Here is a 20,371-nt window from a genome sequence, read left to right as displayed (position 1 = left end):
CGCGTTCTCCCACGCGCGCGGGAAGGCCCTCGGGGGGGCGCTCAGCGGCCCTCGCGCGCCGGGTTGGCCGTCATGCCCTCGCCCCGCCCCAGCCGGCTGTGCTTCCTGCCGTAGAGGAAGTAGACGACGATGCCGACGGCCATCCAGATCACGAAGCGCAGCCAGGTCTCGGCCGGCAGGTTGAGCATCAGCCAGACCGACGCGGCGATCGACAGGATGGGCACCACCGGCACCCACGGGGTGCGGAAGGACCGGTGCAGGTCGGGCCGGGTGCGGCGCAGGATCATCACGCCGAACGCCACGACGACGAAGGCGAAGAGCGTGCCGATGTTCACCAGGGTCGCCAGTTCGTTGATGCTGGTGAACCCGGAGACGATCGCGATGATCACGCCGAGCAGGATCGTCGGCCGGTAGGGCGTACGGAACTTCGGGTGGGTCCGCGAGAAGAAGCGCGGCAGCAGTCCGTCGCGGCTCATCGCGAAGAACACCCTGGTCTGGCCGAGCAGCAGGATCATGCAGACCGTGATCAGGCCCACCGCCGCGCCGAAGCTGATGATGCCTCCGTAGACCGGATGCCCCGCGGATTTGAAGGCGTCGGCCAGGGGCGCGCTGACGGAGAGCTCCGTGTAGTGCTGCATGCCGGTCACCACGATCGAGACCGCCACGTAGAGCACGGTGCAGATGATCAGCGACCCGAGGATGCCGCGCGGCATGTCCCGCTGCGGCAGCTTGGTCTCCTCGGCGGCGGTGGCCACCACGTCGAAGCCGATGAAGGCGAAGAAGACGACGGAGGCGGCGGTGAAGATGCCCATGACGCCGAAGTTGGTGGGCTCGTAGCCGAAGATGAGCTGGACCAGGGGGGCGTCCAGCCCGGAGCCGCCGGTCTGGGGCTGGGCCGGCGGGACGAACGGCTTGTAGTTGTCCGTGTTGATGAAGAACATTCCGGCGATGATCACGATGAGCACCACCGTGACCTTGATCGCGACGACGACCGCCGTGATCCGGGCGGAGAGCTTCACGCCGATGACGAGGATCGCCGTGAGGACCAGGACCAGGATGAAGGCCAGCAGGTCGAAGTGGCCGCCCGGCACGTCGGGCCCTTCGAGCGAGGCGGGCAGATGGAGCCCCGCGTTGTCCAGCAGCGAGCGGACGTAGCCCGACCAGCCGACGGCGACGACGGCGGTGCCGAGCGCGAACTCCAGCACCAGGTCCCAGCCGATGATCCAGGCGGGGAGCTCTCCGATCGAGGCGTACGAGAAGGTGTACGCGGATCCGGCCACCGGCACGGTCGAGGCGAACTCGGCGTAGCAGAGGGCCGCGAGCGCGCACACCACACCGGCCGCGACGAACGCGAGGGCGGTGGCGGGCCCGGCATTCTCCTTGGCGACCTTGCCGGTGAGGACGAAGATGCCGGTGCCGATGATGACACCGACGCCGAAGACCATCAGGTCCCAGGCGGAGAGCGACTTCTTGAGCCCGTGTTCCGGCTCCTCGGTGTCGAGGATGGACTGCTCGACCGATTTGGTACGGAAGGGGCTTTTGAGATTCGGATTCGTACTCACCGACGCACCTCACAGGAGAGACCGCATCGAACCACAGGGAACCAGCTCGTCGAAACGAAACGGGCCGGAAGGCCCACCCCCCAAGGGTGACCCTCCCGGCCCGTCGTGTGCAACCGCAGATGATCAGGCGCCGGTCAGTCGACGGCGGCGGCCGGCTCGCTGTCGTAGCGCCCGTCGAGCTTGGCCACCAGGCCGGTGACCTGCCGCGCGATGTCCGGGGCGGTCAGACCGATCTCGGCCATGACCTCCTTACGGGTCGCGTGGTCCAGGAAGCGCTGCGGAATGCCGAAGTCCCGCAGCGGTACGTCGACCCCCGCGTCCCGCAGTGCCTGCGCGACGGCGGATCCCACGCCGCCCGCACGGCTGTTGTCCTCGACGGTGACGACCACGCGGTGGCGGTCGGCGAGCGGGGCCAGGGCCTCGTCCACCGGCTTGACCCAGCGGGGGTCGACCACGGTGGTGGAGATGCCCTGCCTGTCGAGGAGATCGGCGATGTCCAGGCACATCGGGGCGAGTGCGCCGACCGAGACGAGCAGTACGTCCGGACGGGTGACCTCGGCTCCCGGGGCGCGCAGCACGTCCATGCCGCCGATCTTGCCGACGGCCGGAACGGCCGGGCCGACGACACCCTTGGAGAAGCGCACCACGGTCGGCGCGTCCTTCACCAGGACGGCCTCGTTCAGCTGGGCGCGCAGCTGCTCCGCGTCGCGCGGGGCGGCCAGGCGCAGGCCCGGGACGACCTGGAGGATGGACATGTCCCACATGCCGTTGTGGGAGGCGCCGTCGGTGCCGGTGACGCCGGCGCGGTCCAGGACGAAGGTGACTCCGCACTTGTGCAGGGCCACGTCCATCAGGACCTGGTCGAAGGCGCGGTTGAGGAAGGTGGCGTACACCGCGAAGACCGGATGGGCGCCGCCGGTGGCCAGGCCCGCCGCCGAGGTGGCGCCGTGCTGCTCGGCGATGCCGACGTCGAAGATCCGGTCCGGGTAGGCGTCGGCGAACTTCTTCAGGCCGACCGGCTGGAGCATGGCCGCGGTGATCGCGACGATGTCCTTGCGCTCCCTGCCGAGCTTGACCATCTCGTCGGCGAAGACGGAAGTCCAGCTGGCTGCGTCGGTGCTGACGGGCAGACCGGTGTCCGGGTGGATGACGCCGACCGCGTGGAAGCGGTCCGCCTCGTCCTGGACGGCCGGCTCGTAGCCGCGGCCCTTCTGGGTGAGGCAGTGGACGATGACCGGTCCGCTGAAGCGCTTGGCGCGCTGCAGGGCCGATTCCAGGGCCTCGATGTCGTGGCCGTCGATGGGCCCGATGTACTTCAGGCCCAGGTCCTCGAACATGCCCTGCGGGGCGATGAAGTCCTTGAGGCCCTTCTTGGCGCCGTGCAGGGTCTCGTAGAGCGGCTTCCCGACGACCGGGGTGCGCTCCAGGAGGTCCTTGCCGCGGGCCAGGAAGCGTTCGTAGCCGTCCGTGGTGCGCAGGGTGGCGAGGTGGTTGGCGAGGCCGCCGATGGTGGGGCCGTACGAGCGCTCGTTGTCGTTGACGACGATCACCAGCGGGCGGTCCTTGGCGGCGGCGATGTTGTTCAGCGCCTCCCAGGCCATGCCGCCGGTGAGGGCGCCGTCGCCGATGACCGCGGCGACGTGGTGGTCCTCCTTGCCGAGCACCTCGTTGGCCTTGGCGATGCCGTCGGCCCAGCCCAGCACGGTGGAGGCGTGCGAGTTCTCGATCACGTCGTGCTCGGACTCGGCGCGCGAGGGGTAGCCGGAGAGGCCGCCCTTGGTGCGCAGCCCGCCGAAGTCCTGACGGCCGGTGAGCAGCTTGTGGACGTAGGCCTGGTGGCCGGTGTCGAAGAGGACCTTGTCCTTCGGCGAGTCGAAGACCCGGTGCAGGGCGATCGTCAGCTCGACGACACCGAGGTTGGGGCCGAGGTGCCCGCCGGTCTTGGAGACGGCGTCGACGAGGAAGGACCTGATCTCGGCGGCGAGCTGGTCGAGCTCCTCCTGGCTGAGCCGGTCCAGATCGCGCGGTCCCTTGATGCGGGGCAGCAGCACCCGTGCCTCCTTGCAGTTGCTTGCTGGTCTGTCGAGTCTAATGTTCCGCTCGCGGCGGGCATCATCGGGCGGTCCCGGTCCGGTCACGCCTTTGTCATACCTGTACACGTATGCACGCAGCCACACCCACCAAACGGGCTCATACCCGCACAGACGTACGTATGTATCTACGCACAGGTGCCCGGCACCACACGAAGTGGCACCGGGCACTGTGACGGTTCTTACCGCCGGTTCATCCGCCGATCACCGGATCAGGCGCGTCCGGCCGTCTTCTGCGTCTTGCGGGTGACCGAGTCGATCACCACGGTGGCGAGCAGCACGGCGCCCGTGATCATGTACTGGATCGGCGTCGCGATTCCCTCCAGGGCCAGACCGTACTGGATGGACGTGATGACCATGACGCCCAGGAGGGCGTTCCAGGTCCGGCCGCGTCCGCCGAAGAGGCTGGTGCCGCCGATGACGGCCGCCGCGATGACGTTCATCAGCAGGTCGCCGGCGCCGGCGCTCTGGTTGGCCGCCGCGATCTTGGAGGCCCAGAAGAGGCCGCCGATCGCCGCGAAGGTACCGGCGATCGAGAAGACCGTGATCCGGACCCGGTTGACGTTGATGCCGGCACGCCGGGAGGCCTCGACGCTGCCGCCGAGGGCGAAGACCTGGCGGCCGAAGGAGGTGCGCCGCAGGAGGAAGTCCGTGGCGACCAGGGCCAGCAGGAAGAGCACCACCGCGAGCGGCAGGCCCTTGTACTGGTTGAACACGACCGCGGGGCCGAAGGTGAACACCGCGAGCAGCGCGGTGCGCAGCACGATCTCGCCGACCGGGCGGGAGGGGACCCCGGCGGCCGCGCGGCGGCGCGCGTCGAAGAACGTCGCGAAGAAGTACCCGACCACGGCGAGGGCGGCGAGCCCGTAGCCGACGGCCACGTCCGAGAAGAAGTAGGTGGTCAGCTGGCCGACCACGCCCTCGGAGTCGAGGTTGATCGTGCCGTTGCTGCCGAGGATCTGCAGCATCGCGCCGGACCAGAAGAGCAGGCCCGAGAGGGTGACGGCGAAGGCCGGGGCGCCGATCTTGGCGAAGAAGAAGCCGTGGATGGAGCCGATCAGGGCGCCTCCCGCGACCGCCGCCAGTATGGCCAGCCATTCGTTGACGCCGTGGGTGACGGCGAGAACGGCCACGATCGCACCCGAGACACCACTGACCGAACCGACCGAGAGGTCGATCTCGCCGAGCAGCAGGACGAAGATGATGCCGACCGCGATCATGCCGGTGGCCGTCATCGTGATCGCGATGTTGGTGAGGTTCTCGGCGCCGAGGAAGTTCGAGTTCAGGCCCTGGAAGATGCTCCAGATGATGATCAGGCCGAGGACGACGGGCACGGAGCCCAGGTCGCCGGACTTGAGCTTGCGGCCGAACTCGCTCACGTATCCGGCGAGGCCCTGCTCGCGGACGAGCAGCCGGGGGTCGACGGCCGGGATGGCGTCGTGCGCGGCGGCCGGGTTGACCGGGTCGACGTGCTGCGCGTGACCTGCCGGGCGCTTGCCCAGCGGACCGGCTGCATGCTTGTTGGTGCTCACTTGCGGGCCTCCCCGGTACGGGCCGCCCGGCGGGTCACGGCGTTGTCCGTGGCCCCGGTGATGGCGGAGATGATCTCTTCCTGCGAGGTGTCCTTCACGGAGAAGACGCCGTTGTTGCGGCCCAGCCGCAGTACCGCCACCTTGTCGGCGACGGCCTTCACATCGGCCATGTTGTGGCTGATGAGGATGACCGCGTGGCCGCGCTCGCGCAGCCGCTCCACCAGGTCCAGGACCTGCGCGGTCTGCTCGACGCCGAGGGCGGCCGTGGGCTCGTCGAGGATGACGAGCTGGGGCTCGCCCAGCATGGAGCGGGCGATCGCCACGGTCTGGCGCTGGCCGCCGGAGAGCGAGGCGATGGGGATGCGGACGCTGGGGATGCGGATCGACAGGGTGGTCAGGAGCTCGCGGGCGCGCCGCTCCATCTCCACCTCGTCGAGGATGCCGCGCCGCTTGAGTTCGCGGCCGAGGAAGAGGTTGCCGACGACATCGATGTTGTCGCACAGCGCGAGGTCCTGGTAGACCGTCGCGATGCCCAGGTTCTGGGCATCGTGGGGCTTGGTGATCGACACCGGGCGCCCCTCCCACTCGATGACTCCGTCATCGATGGGGTGCACGCCGGCGATCGTCTTGACCAGCGTGGACTTACCGGCGCCGTTGTCGCCGACGAGGGCGACCACCTCGCCGGCGTGGATCTCGAGTTCTACGTCGGTGAGGGCCTGAACGGCGCCGAACCGCTTCGAGACCCCTCGCAACGCCAGTACGGGCGCAGCGGACACATGAACCATCTCCTTGCCGCCTGACCGGCGGGGATGTCGTGCAAAAGAGCAGGACCACGGGGGTTGGGAAGAGAAACGTTTCTGTCCGGCGCCCCGCCGGTGGCGGGATGGAGGCGGGAACGCCGGACAGGAAAGGGGGGCCGGCTCGGCGGGGCCGAGTGCGGCGGGGGGCCTTACTTCAGGCCGAGGGTGGCGCAGGCGGCCGCGTACTTGTCGGAGCAGATCTCGTCGGCCGTGTAGACGTTGTCCCGGATGACGGTGTCCTTGATGTTCGCCTTGGTCAGCGAGATCACCGGGATCAGCAGGGAGGGAACGCCCTTGGTGGTGGGGCTGTCGACCTTGGCGGTGGCCGTGGTCGCGATGGGGTCACCCTTGGCGAGGGCGACGGCCATCTTCGCGGCGGCCTCGGCCTCGGGGGCGTACGGCTTGTAGACGCTCATGAACTGCTCGCCCGCGACGATCCGCTGCACACCGGCGAGTTCGGCGTCCTGGCCCGTGACCGGGGGCAGGGGGGACAGGTTGGCCGCCTTGAGGGCGGTGATGATGCCGCCCGCCATGCCGTCATTGGCGGAGTAGACGCCGACGATCTTGTCCTTGCCGACGGCGGAGAGCGCGGCCGCCATGTTGGTGTTGGCGTTCTCCGGCTTCCACTCGACGGTGTCGTACTCCTTGGCGACGTTCACCTTGCCGTCGAGGACGGAGTGCGCGCCCTGCTTGAACAGCTTGGCGTTCGGGTCGGTGACCGAGCCGTTCATCATGACGATCTGGCCGTCCTTGGCCTTGTCGCCCAGCGCCTCGAGGAGCGCCTTGCCCTGGACCTTGCCGACCTCTTCGTTGTCGAAGGAGGTGTAGGCGTCGATCGGGCCCTCGGCCAGTCGGTCGTAGGCCACGACCGGGATGCCGGCCTCCTTGGCCTTCTTGACCGAGCCCGCGATGGCCTTGGAGTCCACCGCGTCGATGATCAGGACGTTCACCTTGTTGGTGATCATCGTGTCGACCTGCGAGTTCTGCGTGGTCGCGTCCTGCTTGGCGTTGGCGTAGACGACCTCGCCCTTGCCGGCGGTCAGATCGGCGACGGCCTTCTCGATGAGCGGCTTGTCGAACTTCTCGTAACGCGCGGTCTGGTTCTCCGGCAGGAGCAGACCGACCTTGATCGCGCTGCCGTTGACGGCGGCGGAGGAGTCCTTCTTGTCGCCGGACTCCTTCGCACTGCCACAAGCGGCGAGCGAGACGGCCATGGCGCTGGCGGCGACGGCTACGGCGGCTCTGCGCATACGCGTGTTCATTACTTGAACCTCCCTGACGAGGCCGCAACACTGCGGCCGAGGTGGATGTGAGTCAACCCCGGCCGCAAGTTTGCCGTCAAGGAGTGAATCCTTAACGAGATGACAACGGTGCCATCCGTTATCTAACTGAAGACAAGAGGGCTGGAGCTCGCACCCCACTGCTATTTTCTGCCAAAAGCGTCGAATCGCCCATCTCGCTCAGTACGAGGGCCAGGGCCCCCAGCACCTCCGCGCGCCCGCCCAGGGACCCGGTCAGCACCGACAGTTGGCGGGCCGCGCTGGGGATCGCGTACCTCCCCACCGATTCACGGATGGGCGCCAGGACCAGTTCACCGGCGTCGGCGAGCGAGCCTCCCAGGACCACCCGGCTGGGGTTCAGGAGGTTGCACAGACTGGCCACGCCGCTGCCGATGTGACGGCCCACGTCCGTGATGACCCGGCGGCAGCCGGGGTCCCCGCCCCGGGCCAGCTCGACCACCCGCTCCATCGTCAACTCCGGTCCGTGGCTGCTCTGGAGGAGCGGCAGCACGTACCGGGCGGCGGCGAAGGTCTCCAGGCAGCCGCGGTTGCCGCAGCGGCAGACGGGGCCCGACTCGTCCAGGGTGATGTGTCCGATCTCGCCGGCGGTGCCGCCGGGTCCGCGGTAGATCTGGCCGTTGATCACCAGCCCCGCACCGACGCCGCTGGCGACCTTGATGTACGCCAGGTCCTTCACTCCGCGCCCGCTCCCCCAGACGAGTTCACCCAGCGCTCCGAGGTTCGCGTCGTTGTCCACGTACACGGGCACGCCCAGGCGCCGGGAGAGCTCCTGGCGCGGGTTGATCCCGGCCCAGCCCGGCAGGATCGCCGTGGAGCCCAGGGTGCCGGATTCCACGTCGATGGGGCCCGGGACGCCGAGCCCGACGCCGATCACCTTGTCCAGGCCCACCCCGATGCCCTCGATGAGCCGCCCGACCAGGGCCTCGGCCCGGTCGAACCCCTCCACCCAGGAGGCGTCCACGTCCAGCGGCTCCGACTCCTCGGCCAGCACCTGGTGGGCGAGGTTGCCGACGGCGACCCGCAGGTGCGTATGACCGAAGTCCACGCCGATCACGATGCCCGCGTCACCGCTGAGCGAGACGCTGCGCGCCCGGCGGCCGCCGGCCGAGGTGTCCGTGACCTCGACCGTCCCGGCCTCCTTGAGCTCCCGGACGATGTTCGAGACCGTGGCCGCCGAGAGTCCGGTGGTCCGGGCGATCTCCGCCTGGGTCAGCGAACCCGCGAGCCGCACCGCCCGTACGACGCGCTCCAGATTCGCGCGATGCAGTGAAGACTGCGATCCGGGAGTCTGCACGACTCATCCACTCCTGCCCATAAGCAACGGCAAGCCGTCGCCCCCCGGCCGGGACCGTCGGTGACTGCGTACTCCGAGACCCCGGCGTCTCTCCAACTTGTGAACCTTAAGTCGAGCCTTTGCGCCTCAAGACGTCAAGAGGCCGACGCAGCACGAATCGGTCACTACCGGCCATAAGTATGAGAGAAACATCCATCCGTGTCGTGCTACGGTCGCTGAGGCGTCGATCTTCCACGGTCTTCACGGCCGGATCGGGCGCCTCCGTCATGACAGCGCTACGCAAGGAGGTGTTCGGGATGAGTCCCGATCGAAGTCCTTGCGGCGCTCTCTGCGGCTGACCGTCACCGACGGGCCGGTCTTCCTCCGCGTGCGTACGGCCGCGGCTCCGCACTGCCCCCGTACGCTCCCGCATAGCTCCTTCTCCCCCCTTCCGCGCCACCCGGCACCCCGGTCCGGCGCGCGACACCCATGCCCGCCGGCGCACCCCGCGGCCTGACGCGCCGCCCCGCGCCGACCCATGACCACTCCACGTGACCGCTCGGCTCCGCGCTGCCCGGATCCCGTGGAGGGAGGACATCGTCATGACCATGCTCACCCCCCGTTCCCCCTCGAAGCTCGCACCCCCGGGCCGGGCCCGCCGCGAGCGCAGGGCCGCCGAACTCCAGGCGCGCACCCGGATCGCCGGCGAACGGCTCGTCGAGCTCAGCGCCCGCCCCGGCCCCCAGGCCCTCCAGGACCTGTCCGCCACCCGCAACGGCCTCACGCACACCGAGGCCTCGCTGCGCCTGGAGCGCGGCGGTGCGAACGTCATCGCCCAGGAGCGCGCCCCCCGCTGGTGGGCCCAGCTCGCCAAGGCCTACGCGAACCCCTTCATCGGGGTCCTGGTCTTCCTGGCCGCCGTCATGTACTGGCAGGACCCGTCCGACCCCGGCGTCATCATCCTCTCGGTGATGGTCGGGATCAGCGGACTGCTGCGCTTCTGGCAGGAGTACCGCTCGGGCCGGGCCGCCGACGCGCTGAAGAAGCTCGTCACCACCACGTGCGCGGTGCAGCGCCGGGCCGGCAGCGGCTCCGGCCCGACCACCTTCGAGATCCCGATGGACCAGGTGGTCCCCGGCGACGTGGTCAAGCTGGCCGCCGGCGACCTGATCCCGGCGGACCTGCGGCTCATCACGTCCAAGGACCTGATGGTCGGCCAGGCCGCCCTGTCGGGCGAGTCCCTGCCGGTCGCCAAGGCCGACACCCGGACGGAGGACCTCGGGCAGTTCGAGACCACCGACCCGGTCGAGGCCGACAACCTCTGCCTGATGGGGACGTCGGTGACCTCGGGCACCGCCACCGGAGTCGTCGTCGCCACCGGCGCCGACACCTACTTCGGCTCCATGGCCGGCTCGCTGGTCGGCGAGCGTCCGCAGACCAACTTCGACACCGGCGTGCGCAAGGTCAGCTTCCTGCTGATCCGCTTCATGCTGGTGATGGTCCCCGTCGTCTTCATGATCAACGGGTTCACCAAGGGCGACTGGAACGCGGCCTTCCTCCTCGGCATCGCCGTGGCGGTCGGCCTGACGCCCGAGATGCTGCCGATGGTGGTCTCCGCCAACCTGGCGCGCGGCGCCGTCGCCATGGCCAAGCGCAAGGTCGTCGTCAAGCGGCTCAACGCGATCCAGAACCTGGGCGCGATGGACGTGCTCTGCACGGACAAGACCGGCACCCTCACCGAGGACCGGATCGTCCTGGACCGCTACCTGGACGTGCACGGCCACGAGGACGACGAGGTCCTGGAGTACGGCTACCTCAACGCGCACTTCCAGACGGGCCTGAAGAACCTGATGGACCAGGCGGTCATCGACCGCGTGGGCGAGGCCGAGGAGGTTGTCGTCGATGCCCGGTTCTCGATGGTCGACGAGATCCCCTTCGACTTCGCCCGGCGCCGGATGTCCGTGGTCCTCAACCGCAACAGCATCGTGGGCGGCGTCGGCCGCCCCGAACACATCATGATCACCAAGGGTGCGGTCGAGGAGGTCCTCGACCTCTGCACCCACATGAGGGACCGCGGCCGGAAGGTCGAGCTGACCGAGCAGCTGCGGTGGCACGCCACCCGCATCGCCGAGGAGAACAACCGCCAGGGCCTGCGCGTCCTCGCCGTGGCCACGCGCACGGTCGCCGCTCCCCGCGACACCTACGGCGTCGCGGACGAGGACCAGCTGACCCTGGTCGGCTTCCTCGCCTTCCTCGACCCGCCGAAGGCCGACGCCGCCGCCGCCCTGCGGGGCCTCGCCGACAAGGGCATCGCGGTCAAGGTCGTCACCGGCGACAACGAACTGGTGGCGGCCCGGGTCTGCTCGGACGTCGGCATCGACGTGGGCCAGGTGGTCCTGGGCGGCGAGCTCGACGCACTGGACGACACGGAGCTGCGCGCGCTGGCAGCCCGTACGACGGTCTTCGCCAAGGTCAACCCGGTCCAGAAGGCCCGTATCGTCCGGGCGCTTCAGGCCGGCGGCCACACGGTCGGCTTCCTCGGGGACGGCATCAACGACGCCGCCGCGCTGCGCGACGCGGACGTCGGCATCTCGGTCGACACCGCCGTCGACATCGCCAAGGAGTCGGCGGACATCATCCTGCTGGAGAAGGACCTGACCGTCCTGGAGCAGGGCGTGATCCAGGGCCGGACCACCTTCGGCAACACCATCAAGTACATCAAGATGACGGCCAGCTCGAACTTCGGCAACGTCTTCTCCGTGCTGGTGGCGAGCGCCTTCATCCCGTTCCAGCCCATGCTGGCGATCATGCTGCTGGTGCAGAACCTGGTCTACGACATCGCGCAGCTGGCCACGCCGTGGGACCGGATGGACGAGGAGTACCTGCGCAAGCCCCGCAACTGGGACGCCAAGGGCATCGGCCGGTTCATGGTCTGCATCGGCCCCATCAGCTCGATCTTCGACATCGCGATGTTCGTGATCATGTGGAACGTGTTCGCCGCCGACAGCGAGGCGAGCCAGGCGCTCTTCCAGTCCGGCTGGTTCGTCGAGGGCCTGCTCTCGCAGACCCTGATCGTCCACATGATCCGCACCCGCAAGATCCCCTTCATCCAGTCGCGGGCGTCCTGGCCGGTCATGGTGATGACCGTCCTCGCGGTCCTGACCGGGCTCTACCTGCCCTTCTCGCCGCTGGCCGAGTCGCTGGGCTTCGTGGCCCTGCCGGCGAGCTACTTCCCGTGGCTGATCGGCGTACTGCTCGCGTACTGCGCCCTCACGCAGCTGCTGAAGACCGTGTACATCCGCAAGTTCGACAGCTGGCTGTAGGCAGCCGCGCGGGAAGCGCGCGGCACGAGAGGAACGGAGGGGCCGATGCGTCTCACCGAATGGGAGATGGCCGGGCACCTGGCCGCGGCGCTGGGGTTCGGGGCGGCCATCGGCCTGGAACGGCAGTGGCGGGCCCGCATGGCGGGCCTGCGGACCAACGCCCTGGTGGCGGGCGGCGCCGCGCTCTTCGTGCTGCTCTCGCAGTACGGGTTCATGAGCGAGGTCTCGCAGGTCCAGTACGACGGCTCGCGGGTCGCCGCCCAGATCGTCTCGGGGATCGGCTTCCTCGGCGCGGGCGTGATCATGCGCGACGGGATGAGCGTGCGGGGCCTGAACACCGCCGCCACCCTGTGGTGCTCGGCGGCCGTGGGGTGTCTGGCCGGCACCGGGATGTTCGTCCTGGCGGCCTTCGGCACGGCGGGCGTGGTGGGAGCCAACCTCCTGCTGCGCCCGCTGGGCCGGCGCATGGACCGCGAGCCGGGCGGCGGGGCGGAGGTGGCCACCGACTTCCACTTCGAGGCCGTGTGCCTGGAGGCGGAGGAGGCCCACATCCGCCACCGGCTGGTCGACGCGCTCGGCCGGCCGGGCTACCAGCTGCGCTCGATCCGCAGCCAGGACGGCCCGGAGGCCGGCCTGGTGACGGTGTCCGCGCTGCTGACCGCCGAGGGCGAAGGGGGCCGGATGCTCGAGGAAGCCGTCAGCAACCTCTCTCTCGACCCCTCCGTCTCGGCGGTCAGCTGGTCGGTGGTGCCCGACCCCGCCCTCGCCGCTACTTGAGGGTGGCGGAGGTCAGGCCGGCCTGGATCTGCCGCTGGAAGGACAGGTAGACCACCAGCATCGGGATCATCGCGATGGTCACACCGGCGAACAGCACCGGCAGGTCCGTCTCGTAGCCCATCTGGTACTGCAGCTGGATCAGGCCCTGGGTGAGCATGTAGCGCTCGGGGTCCGATCCCGTCTGCGGCTGCATCAGCACGGACGGCAGGATGTACTGGTTCCACTGCCCCAGGACATTGAATATCCCGACGCTGATCAGGCCGGGCTTGGCCATCGGCATCATCACCTGGAAGAAGATCCGGGTGTGGGAGGCCCCGTCGATGACGGCCGCCTCGTGCACGGCCGTCGGCAGCGTCCTGAAGAACGAGTGCATGAAGAAGACGGTGAACGGCATCGAGTACGCCACGTACACCAGGATCAGACCTTGGTACGTGTTCAGCATGTCCAGCCGCTTCACCATGAAGAACAGCGGGACGAGCGCCAGGAAGACCGGGAACATGGCCCCGCTGACGAAGAAGTAGTAGATCGGCCGGTTGCCCTTGAAGGGGTACCGGGCCAGGACGTACGCGGCCATCGAGCCGAGCAGCATCGTCAGCGGAACCGAGAACACCATCACGATCAGCGTGTTGGCGAAGTAGCTCCCGATGCCCTTGTTCCAGGCGCGGGGGAAGGCGTCGAAGTGCCAGTTGGCCGGCCAGCTCAGGGCGGATTCGCCGATCTGTACATCGGTCTTGAACGAGCCGAGCACCAGCCAGATCAGCGGAAGGACGATCAATATCCCCCACACGGCCAGGAAGCCGTGCGAGAAGACGTTGAGGACCATTCCGTCGGAGCCGCTCCCCTTGCGGCCGCGGGGCTCCCCGGAACGGGCGGAGCGCTTCTCGGCTGCCGCCTCGCCCGGTGCTTTGATCACTGTGGTCATCGTGGTCTCCCGCTAGAACTCGACGTGCTCGCGGCGAGTGGCCCGCAGCGTGATGGCGGAGAGGATCAGGGTGAGGACGAGCATGACGACCCCCATGGCGCAGGCGTAACCGGCCTTGCCGAAGTAGAGGAAGTTACGCATCAGCACCGTCGCCATGACCTCGCTGTGGTGGTCCGGTCCGCCGCCGAACTGGCCCGAGGTCATGGTCGACACGAGGACGAACATGTCCATCGCGGCGATTCCCAGATAGACCGCGGACGTCTGCACAGAATCCCACAGCAGGGGCAGGGTGACCTTGAAGAAGGTCTGGGCGCGCCCCGCGCCGTCGAGCAGGGCGGCTTCGTAGATGTCCTTGGGAACCGACTGCATGGCCGCCGAAAACAGGACGAGGTAGAAGCCGACCCCGTGCCAGACGACGACGAGCAGCAGGCACCACAGGACGAGGTCGGGCTGGTTGAGCCATTCGATGGGGTGAGCCGGGTCGACGAGGCCCAGTTTGCTGAGGAAACCGTTCAGCAGCCCTCCCTCGTCGCTGCGGTACACGGCTCCGAAGAGCACCGCGAGGATGGCGAGGGAGAGGACCTGCGGGAAGAAGTAGATCACCTTGTAGAGGGCGGAGCCCGCCACTCCCTGGACGCCGCCCGCACCGCCGCGCCCGCCGGCGTTCAGCATGAAGGCGAAGAACAGGGAGATCAGGATGGTGACCGTCGGGACGAACACCAGGAGCAGCAGGTTGTGCAGCAGCGCGCCGCGGAAGACCTCGTCCTTCAGCAGGGCCGAGTAGTTGTCCAGCCCGACGAAGTCGAAGGTCGGTGACTGACCCGTCCAGTTGGTGAAGGAGTAGCCGAACGTCTGAATGTACGGCCAGATGACGAAGGTCAGGTACAGCGCGAGGGGCAGGATGAGGAAGCCGGCGATGAAGCCGCCCCGCCCCTTGCTGTGTGCTACGTGGCTCATGGTGTCCGTCCCTGGTGTTTCCGGATGCCCGGTGGACGCGGTCGTCAGCTGCGCTTGTTGTTCGCGGCGTTCGGGTCCTTCGTGGCCTTGTCTACCGCAGCCTGGGCCCGCTTGATCCATTCCTTGGGCTGGATGCGCTTCGCCATCAGCTCATTGGACGCGTTCTCGAGCTCCGTGCCCATCTCGCTGTACCAGTCCGCGTAGCGGTAGTTGAAGGTATTATCCCCGGCCGCCTTGAGCGCCGCCACGGCCGACTGCGTGCCCGGGCGGAGCTTGACCGCCGGGTCCACGCCGTCCTTGAGGACGGTGAGGGAGTTGGCCTGCTGGGCGAAGAGGGTCGACCATTCGCGCGACAGCATCGAGCGGAGGAACTCCAGGCCACCGGCCTTGTTGGCGGCCTTCTCCGGGACGATGAAGGGCTCGCCGGCGCCGGCTCGGATGGCCTCGAAGGGAAGCTTGCTGTCGGGCAGCACCGGCATCGGCAGGAACTGCATGTCGAAGTCGTCCGGGGTCTGCTTGAGCTGCTCGTTCTCCAGCCAGGAGCCCGAGGTGATGAACGCGGCCTTGTACCCGTTCCACTGGGTCTGGGACTCGGTGTGCGTCAGGCCGTTGGTGCCCGGCATCAGCAGGTCCTTCTCGACGACGTCGTAGATCGCCTCGACGGCCTCGAGCGCCACCGGGTTGTTCGCGAAGGCGTTCGGCTCCAGGTTGTCGATCGCCTTCAGGGCGTCCAGGCCGCCCTTCTTGGCGATCAGGTCCATGATGGCGACGTTGATGTAGTACGGGTACTTGCCCTGGTGCGCGAGGCCGCCGATGCCCGCTTCCTTGGCCTTCTTGCAGATCTCGATGAACTCGGGCCAGGTCTTCGGAGGGGTCCAGCCCTTCTCCTTGAAGAGCTTGCCGGAGTACCACAGGCCCCAGACGGTGTACACGTACTGCAGGGCGACGAACTTGCCGCCGACCATGCCGCCTTCGACGGCCCCGGGCATCAGCGTGTCCCGGACCTTCTTGGACGGGTCGTCGAGGGAGGGGGCGTCGAGCACCGCGGTGAGGTCGGCGATCTGACCGCCCTTCACGAGCACGTCCAGCTTGATCTGCTGGGCGCCGGAGTCGTCGACGACGTCCGGCGGGTTGCCGCCGTTGAAGCGCGGCTGCAGCTTGGAGGTGATCTCCTGGGTGGAGAGGTGGGAGGTGGTGGTGCCCCACTTCTTGTCGAACGCCGCCTCCCAGGCCTTGGCGTAGTCGTCGCCGTAGCCGCCCTTGAAGACCACCACGTCGAGCTTGCCGCCCTTGGCGACGCCGAACGGGTTCTCCTTGGTGACGGCCACCTTGGACTCGTTGCCCTTGGTCGTCTCGTCGGAGCCGGAGGCGCACGCGGACAGGAAGCTCATCGTCGGTACGGCGATCAGGCCGAGTGCCGCGGAGCGCTTGATCAGGTCCCGGCGGCCGAGCCCGTCACCGTTGTTGTTCTCGCCGTGGGCGGAGGTGGATCCCATGCTCAAGTCCTCGCCTTCATCAGGAGTGTGAAGGAGGTAGGAAGTGCGGCTGTTGCCGCGCATGCGGACATCACCGCAGGTCCCCGCCGTCCTCCCGTCCGGGGCCGCTCGTTTCGCGGTGATCCGGACGGGCACAGGTATAGTCCACTTCCGCTCCTGTGAGCAAGATCATGTGCACGTCTGAGCCCCGGCTTTTCCGAGTTGAGACCTCACCGTCACCTGACCTGACCCGTCGGAGCCGCCCGCAGAAACGGAAGGGCCGTACCTCCTTAACGGAGGTACGGCCCTTTGGTGCTGATATGTGCTTAGCCGCGGATGAGGTTGCGGAGCACGTACTGCATGATGCCGCCGTTGCGGTAGTAGTCCGCCTCACCCGGGGTGTCGATGCGGACGACCGCGTCGAACTCCACGCCCGTGTCGGTGGTCACCTTGACGGTGCGCGGGGTGGTGCCGTTGTTCAGCTCCTCCACACCGGTGAAGGCGAAGGTCTCCTCGCCGGTGAGGCCCAGGGAGGCCGCCGTGGCGCCCTCGGGGAACTGCAGGGGCAGGACGCCCATGCCGATCAGGTTCGAGCGGTGGATGCGCTCGTAGGACTCCGCGATGACGGCCTTGACGCCGAGCAGCGCGGTGCCCTTGGCCGCCCAGTCGCGGGACGAGCCCGAGCCGTACTCCTTGCCCGCCAGGATGACCAGCGGGATGCCGGCGGCCTGGTAGTTCTGCGAGGCGTCGTAGATGAAGGCGACCGGAGCGCCCTCGACGGTGAAGTCGCGGGTGAAGCCGCCCTCGGTGCCGGCCGCGATCTGGTTGCGGAGGCGGATGTTGGCGAAGGTGCCGCGGATCATGACCTCGTGGTTGCCGCGGCGGGAACCGTACGAGTTGAAGTCGCGGCGCTCGACGCCGTGCTCCGTGAGGTACTTGCCGGCCGGGGTGTCGGCCTTGATCGCACCGGCCGGGGAGATGTGGTCGGTGGTGACCGAGTCGCCCAGCTTCGCCAGCACGCGGGCGCCGGCGATGTCGGAGACCGGGGTGGTCTCCATCGTCATGCCCTCGAAGTAGGGGGGCTTGCGCACGTAGGTGGACTGCGGGTCCCACTCGAAGGTGTTGCCGGTCGGGATCTCCAGCGCCTGCCACTGGGCGTCGCCCGCGAAGACGTCCTGGTAGGACTTGTTGAACATGTCCTCGCCGATGGCGTTCGCCACGACGTCGTTGACCTCGGCCTCGGAGGGCCAGATGTCCGCGAGGAAGACCGGCTTGCCGTCGGTGTCGGTGCCCAGCGCGTCCTTGGTGATGTCCACCTTCATGGAGCCCGCGATGGCGTACGCGACGACCAGCGGCGGGGAGGCCAGGTAGTTCATCTTGACGTCGGGGTTGATGCGGCCCTCGAAGTTGCGGTTGCCCGAGAGCACCGAGGTGACCGCGAGGTCGGCCTCGTTGATCGCCTTCGAGATCTCCTCGTCCAGCGGACCGGAGTTGCCGATGCAGGTGGTGCAGCCGTACCCGACGAGGTTGAAGCCCATCTTGTCCAGGTACGGGGTCAGGCCGGCCTTGTCGAAGTAGTCGGTGACGACCTTCGAGCCGGGGGCCAGGGTGGTCTTGACCCAGGGCTTGCGGCTCAGGCCCTTCTCGGCCGCCTTCTTGGCCACGAGCGCCGCGGCGACCATGACGTAGGGGTTCGAGGTGTTGGTGCAGGAGGTGATCGCGGCGACGGTGACGGCGCCGTGGTCGATCTCGAAGGAACTGCCGTCGGCCAGGGTCACCAGGGTGGGCTTGGTGGGCACACCGTTGGAGGACGCCGGGGCGTCGGACGCCGGGAAGGACTCCTTGCCGGCCTCCTCGTCGTCGCTGACGTAGTTGCGTACGTCGACCGTGAACTGCTGGGCGGCGTTCGCCAGGACGATGCGGTCCTGCGGGCGCTTCGGGCCGGCGATGGAGGGGACGACCGTGGAGAGGTCGAGCTCCAGCTTCTCGGAGAAGTCCGGCTCGGCGGCCGGGTCCAGCCACAGGCCCTGCTCCTTGGCGTACGCCTCGACGAGCGCGACCTGCTGGGCGTCGCGGCCGGTCAGGCGCAGGTACTTCAGGGTCTCGTCGTCGATCGGGAAGATCGCGGCGGTGGAGCCGAACTCCGGCGACATGTTGCCGATGGTGGCGCGGTTCGCCAGCGAGGTGGCGGCGACGCCCTCACCGTAGAACTCGACGAACTTGCCGACGACGCCGTGCTTGCGGAGCATCTCGGTGATGGTCAGCACCAGGTCGGTGGCGGTGGTGCCCGCCGGCAGCTCGCCGGTCAGCTTGAAGCCGACGACGCGCGGGATCAGCATGGAGACCGGCTGGCCGAGCATCGCGGCCTCGGCCTCGATGCCGCCGACGCCCCAGCCCAGCACGCCCAGGCCGTTGACCATGGTGGTGTGCGAGTCGGTGCCGACGAGGGTGTCGGGGTACGCCTGGCCGTTTCGGACCATGACCGTGCGGGCCAGGTGCTCGATGTTGACCTGGTGGACGATGCCGGTGCCCGGGGGGACGACCTTGAACTCGTCGAAGGCGGTCTGGCCCCAGCGCAGGAACTGGTAGCGCTCCTTGTTGCGGCCGTACTCCAGCTCCACGTTCTGCAGGAACGCGTCCGGGGTGCCGAACTTGTCCGCGATCACGGAGTGGTCGATGACCAGCTCGGCCGGAGCCAGCGGGTTGATCTTCGAGGCGTCGCCGCCGAGGGCCTTGACGGCCTCGCGCATGGTGGCGAGGTCCACCACGCAGGGAACGCCGGTGAAGTCCTGCATGATCACGCGGGCCGGCGTGAACTGGATCTCCTCGCTGGGCTGGGCCTGCGAGTCCCAGTTCCCGAGCGACCGGATGTGGTCGGCGGTGATGTTCGCGCCGTCCTCGGTACGGAGCAGGTTCTCCAGCAGGACCTTCAGGCTGTAGGGAAGGCGGGCGGAGCCCTCGACCTTGTCCAGCTTGAAGATCTCGTACGACTCGTCGCCCACCTGCAGCGTGCTGCGGGCGTCGAAGCTGTTCGCCGACACGACAGTCTCCTTCATGCATGAATTCGCGCGTATTACCGCAATCCTGCCGCGAGGCACTCTGGCCAATCCGCTGAGGTGAGGCTAAGTTAGGTAACCCTTACCAGCGGGGCGGCTGCGGTGTGTCCGGGGCAGATATCTCGATGTCGAGATAACTCTAGTACATGCGAGGGGGCCGGGACGAGGTACGTACCCTCAGCGCCGTCGGTACCGTCAGCCGCCCAGGCGATTCCGCATGTCCGGATTCGATCAGCTTGACCAGGGACGAGACCGCCGCTCGGGCGATCCGCTCCGGGTGGAAGGTGACGGTGGTCACGGAGGGTTCGTTCTCGGCGTACGACGGATCCTCGCTGGCACAGACCACCAGCAGCCCGTCCTCGCCCGGCCCGCCGCGCACCCCGGGGATCCGGATGCCGTGGCGCGCCGCGGCCGCCAGCACCTGCCGGCCCCCCGGGTCGTACACGCAGTAGACGGCGTCGGGGCGCTCCGGCCCCGCGAACGCGGAATCGAAGGCGCGTCCGGCCGCGTCGTCCGGGTCGAAGGGAATCACGAGCGGAGCCCGGCCCCGCTCGGCGCACCAGTGTTCATAGGCCGTGGTGACGGCCTCGGTGTAGGACTCGCGGCCGAAGGCGGCGTGCAGTGCGATCCGCCGGGCGCCGGAGGCCTCGAGGTGGTCCAGTACCTCGCGGGCGGCGGCGGTGTGGTCGTTGTCCACCCACACGTCCCCGGGACGGGGATCGACCGGGGGGCCGTCGAAGACCACGGGCAGACCCCGCGCCCGCAGCGCGCGCAGCACCGGGTCGTCGGCCGGGCTGTCGAGCAGCAGCATCCCGTCGACCGCCAGCGTGTGCCACAGCGGATCGGCGCCCCGGTCGGCGGGCAGCGTGGTCAGGGCGTAGCCGTGGGCGTGTGCCGCCGAGGTGGCGGCGACGAGCAGCCGGGAGTAGTACGCGATCTCCGCGAAGTCCCAGGCGAACCCCGCGTACGTGGTCACCGCGATGCCGATGCTGCGGGTGTTCGGGCCGCGCCGTGCCCCGTAGCCGAGGACCCCCGCGACCTCGCGCACCCGGCGGCGGGTGGACTCGCCGAGGCGGCCGGTGCCGTTGAGCGCGTGCGAGACGGTCGCGGTGGACACCTCGGCGGCGCGCGCGACGTCGGCGAGGGTCGGACCGGACGCAGGCGCGGGCGCGGACGCGGTCAGCGGCATCGCGGCCGGTACGGGGCCCGGTCCGGGGCCGGGGGCGGGGTCGGGGGCGGGGTCGGGGGCGGGGGTGAACACGGCGCCATCGTACGGATTTCGTCGCCGGAGACGGCTTCTGGT

Annotated in this window: 13 protein-coding genes; 2 read left to right on the top strand and 11 right to left on the bottom strand. The window is 68.7% G+C overall.

What is annotated here, in order from left to right:
* Window positions 1-41: 41 nt before the first annotated feature.
* The 6 genes from ABZY44_RS02420 to ABZY44_RS02395 form a co-directional block, all read right to left on the bottom strand.
* The gene (locus ABZY44_RS02420) at window positions 42-1,562 is read right to left on the bottom strand and encodes an amino acid permease (protein WP_356649678.1); all 1,521 of its coding nucleotides are present in this window, start codon (window positions 1,560-1,562) and stop codon (window positions 42-44) included.
* 134 nt (window positions 1,563-1,696) lie between these two features.
* Window positions 1,697-3,613, bottom strand: coding sequence for a 1-deoxy-D-xylulose-5-phosphate synthase (dxs, locus tag ABZY44_RS02415; protein WP_356649677.1), 1,917 nt, complete (start codon window positions 3,611-3,613; stop codon window positions 1,697-1,699).
* 251 nt (window positions 3,614-3,864) lie between these two features.
* Window positions 3,865-5,085, bottom strand: a complete 1,221-nt coding sequence (locus ABZY44_RS02410) for a sugar ABC transporter permease (RefSeq protein WP_356649743.1) — start codon at window positions 5,083-5,085, stop codon at window positions 3,865-3,867.
* A 95-nt stretch (window positions 5,086-5,180) separates the two neighbouring features.
* Window positions 5,181-5,969: an ATP-binding cassette domain-containing protein gene (locus ABZY44_RS02405; protein ID WP_356649676.1), complete on the bottom strand. Its 789-nt coding sequence runs from the start codon at window positions 5,967-5,969 to the stop codon at window positions 5,181-5,183.
* 164 nt (window positions 5,970-6,133) lie between these two features.
* Window positions 6,134-7,246 (bottom strand): substrate-binding domain-containing protein, encoded by a 1,113-nt coding sequence (locus ABZY44_RS02400; RefSeq protein ID WP_356649675.1) that lies wholly within the window; start codon window positions 7,244-7,246, stop codon window positions 6,134-6,136.
* Between the two features lie 118 nt (window positions 7,247-7,364).
* On the bottom strand, window positions 7,365-8,579 hold the full coding sequence (locus tag ABZY44_RS02395; protein ID WP_356649674.1) for an ROK family transcriptional regulator: 1,215 nt from the start codon (window positions 8,577-8,579) through the stop codon (window positions 7,365-7,367).
* 581 nt (window positions 8,580-9,160) lie between these two features.
* Between ABZY44_RS02395 and mgtA the strand changes: the two genes are divergently transcribed.
* A complete protein-coding gene (gene mgtA / locus ABZY44_RS02390; RefSeq protein WP_356649673.1) occupies window positions 9,161-11,881 on the top strand; it encodes a magnesium-translocating P-type ATPase in 2,721 nt (906 codons plus the stop codon).
* A 45-nt stretch (window positions 11,882-11,926) separates the two neighbouring features.
* Window positions 11,927-12,658: an MgtC/SapB family protein gene (locus ABZY44_RS02385; protein ID WP_356649672.1), complete on the top strand. Its 732-nt coding sequence runs from the start codon at window positions 11,927-11,929 to the stop codon at window positions 12,656-12,658.
* Here the strand turns inward: ABZY44_RS02385 and ABZY44_RS02380 are convergent.
* The 5 genes from ABZY44_RS02380 to ABZY44_RS02360 all read right to left on the bottom strand — a co-directional run bounded on the left by ABZY44_RS02380 (window position 12,651) and on the right by ABZY44_RS02360 (window position 20,329).
* Window positions 12,651-13,580: a carbohydrate ABC transporter permease gene (locus ABZY44_RS02380; RefSeq protein WP_356649671.1), complete on the bottom strand. Its 930-nt coding sequence runs from the start codon at window positions 13,578-13,580 to the stop codon at window positions 12,651-12,653. The genes ABZY44_RS02385 and ABZY44_RS02380 overlap by 8 nt on opposite strands.
* Window positions 13,581-13,592: 12 nt before the next feature.
* Window positions 13,593-14,537, bottom strand: coding sequence for a sugar ABC transporter permease (locus ABZY44_RS02375; protein WP_356649670.1), 945 nt, complete (start codon window positions 14,535-14,537; stop codon window positions 13,593-13,595).
* A 44-nt stretch (window positions 14,538-14,581) separates the two neighbouring features.
* Complete coding sequence (ngcE, locus tag ABZY44_RS02370; protein ID WP_356649669.1) at window positions 14,582-16,033, bottom strand: N-acetylglucosamine/diacetylchitobiose ABC transporter substrate-binding protein; 1,452 nt, start codon at window positions 16,031-16,033, stop codon at window positions 14,582-14,584.
* 305 nt (window positions 16,034-16,338) lie between these two features.
* Complete coding sequence (gene acnA / locus ABZY44_RS02365) at window positions 16,339-19,053, bottom strand: aconitate hydratase AcnA (protein ID WP_356649668.1); 2,715 nt, start codon at window positions 19,051-19,053, stop codon at window positions 16,339-16,341.
* 154 nt (window positions 19,054-19,207) lie between these two features.
* Complete coding sequence (locus ABZY44_RS02360) at window positions 19,208-20,329, bottom strand: LacI family DNA-binding transcriptional regulator (RefSeq protein WP_356649667.1); 1,122 nt, start codon at window positions 20,327-20,329, stop codon at window positions 19,208-19,210.
* Window positions 20,330-20,371 lie beyond the last annotated feature (42 nt).

Source organism: Streptomyces sp. NPDC006544, from assembly GCF_040611715.1.
In the GTDB taxonomy this organism is placed as follows: Bacteria; Actinomycetota; Actinomycetes; order Streptomycetales; family Streptomycetaceae; genus Streptomyces.
The sequence above is the reverse complement of the archived record's forward strand: the minus strand, read 5'-3'. Positions and strand labels throughout refer to the sequence as shown.

Bases quoted from the DNA above. Each gene is read 5' to 3' on its own strand.
- ABZY44_RS02405 (WP_356649676.1), bottom strand. From the start codon at position 5,969: ATGGTTCATGTGTCCGCTGCGCCCGTACTGGCGTTGCGAGGGGTCTCG.
- ABZY44_RS02400 (WP_356649675.1), bottom strand. From the start codon at position 7,246: ATGAACACGCGTATGCGCAGAGCCGCCGTAGCCGTCGCCGCCAGCGCC.
- mgtA (WP_356649673.1), top strand. From the start codon at position 9,161: ATGACCATGCTCACCCCCCGTTCCCCCTCGAAGCTCGCACCCCCGGGC.
- ABZY44_RS02385 (WP_356649672.1), top strand. From the start codon at position 11,927: ATGCGTCTCACCGAATGGGAGATGGCCGGGCACCTGGCCGCGGCGCTG.
- ABZY44_RS02380 (WP_356649671.1), bottom strand. From the start codon at position 13,580: ATGACCACAGTGATCAAAGCACCGGGCGAGGCGGCAGCCGAGAAGCGC.
- ABZY44_RS02375 (WP_356649670.1), bottom strand. From the start codon at position 14,537: ATGAGCCACGTAGCACACAGCAAGGGGCGGGGCGGCTTCATCGCCGGC.
- ngcE (WP_356649669.1), bottom strand. From the start codon at position 16,033: ATGGGATCCACCTCCGCCCACGGCGAGAACAACAACGGTGACGGGCTC.